The sequence below is a fragment of the Microbulbifer sp. 2205BS26-8 genome (assembly GCF_030731025.1).
GTDB lineage: Bacteria > Pseudomonadota > Gammaproteobacteria > Pseudomonadales > Cellvibrionaceae > Microbulbifer > Microbulbifer spongiae.
Window position 1 is genome coordinate 1 of sequence record NZ_JAVAMR010000127.1, and the last position, 1178, is coordinate 1178.

2 protein-coding genes are annotated in these 1178 nt (G+C 53.1%); both read right to left on the reverse strand.

Annotated elements, in window-relative coordinates; translation table 11 throughout:
- Positions 1–111 precede the first annotated feature (111 nt).
- Positions 112–822, reverse strand: a complete 711-nt coding sequence (locus Q5Y71_RS16840) for a transposase (protein WP_306043234.1) — start codon at positions 820–822, stop codon at positions 112–114.
- On the reverse strand, positions 822–1178 hold a 357-nt coding region (locus tag Q5Y71_RS16845), incomplete at its 5' end, for a hypothetical protein (protein ID WP_306043235.1). The genes Q5Y71_RS16845 and Q5Y71_RS16840, both read right to left, overlap by 1 nt.

Sequence of the window (1178 nt, forward strand, 5' to 3'; positions counted from 1 at the left end):
TTAGGCTGGCTTCTTTGGTTGATTAATATTATTGCAAATCATCACATAAGGAGTTATTACGATTTATTTATGCTTTATTTTGTCAGAGTGAGTCGCAATATTCTGCTCTTTTTATAAATTGGATACAGAGCGGTAGAGGAAGGTATGCCAGGGAATGCGCTGTCCCTCCTTGATGTATTTCTGGTCGATGCGATCCGGCTGCTTCTTCAGGCTCTTTTCATCCCCTATCTGCCAGCGATCCTGGTGGTGGTGAGCAAACATGAGTAGCAATAGCGAGGTCATGATCGCCAGCCAAGCCTGTGCGCTGATCCCGGTTACGCTCTTGCTCCAGGCCTTCTTGCTCGCAAAACTGTTCTTCCAGGTATCGAAGCACTTTTCCTCGTCCCAGCGGCGCAGATACAGGAATGCGACGACGCCGGGTTCCAGTTCCATCTCGTTGGTGAGAAACTCGAAACAGTTTCCATCCGGCGCCTGATAGTGAATAAGACGCCACCGGGCACTGCTGGCCTTGAGCACCACTTCTTCGTCCGCCAAAATTCCTTCGTTGATCTTGTGCTCGGAAAGATCCCTCGGCTTGCGATCTTCGACCAACAGGTTGTCTTTCATGCGTGTGATCACAGTTTGGCGATAACCCTTGTACTGGGCATCCCAGAAGGGCATGTCTACATAGGCACGGTCCACGACCCATAGTGCCCGGCGTTCTTTGAGCAGGCTGCCTGGCTCTTGCCCGTAGTCCTTGAAAACCCGCATTTCGTGGAAGTTGCGCGTTTCAATCTGAACGGACGCTGGTGCCCCGATTCTGACATCGTAGAACGCCAACATCATGTGTTCTTGGAATTGTCCTCACCACCATGCTTGAGGGCGCAGCGATGATAATGGGTACTCTCGTTCTGGTAGCTGCCGTCTACCGCGTAGATCGAGCGCTCGCCCAATCCAGGGATCTCCGCCAGTCGGTCGGGAAGAACGGCGCGGGCCTGCCTGAACAGCTGCGTCACCATTTGTATCAGGATCTCCAGCCGGTACTCGGAGCTCAAGGCATCGGAGTAGGTTGAACGCGCCACGGGCATTTGTGCGGCCTCTGTCAAATGGAACAACAGCTGTATCTGTTCGCGCAAAGTCTGGATGCCCTGCAGGTGGCGCAGGCAGCCAAATGCGCAGAAGTCTTCCATCGGAAGTGG

Excerpts from the sequence above, each read along its gene's own strand:
- Q5Y71_RS16840 (WP_306043234.1), bottom strand. The coding sequence starts at position 822 with ATGTTGGCGTTCTACGATGTCAGAATCGGGGCACCAGCGTCCGTTCAG.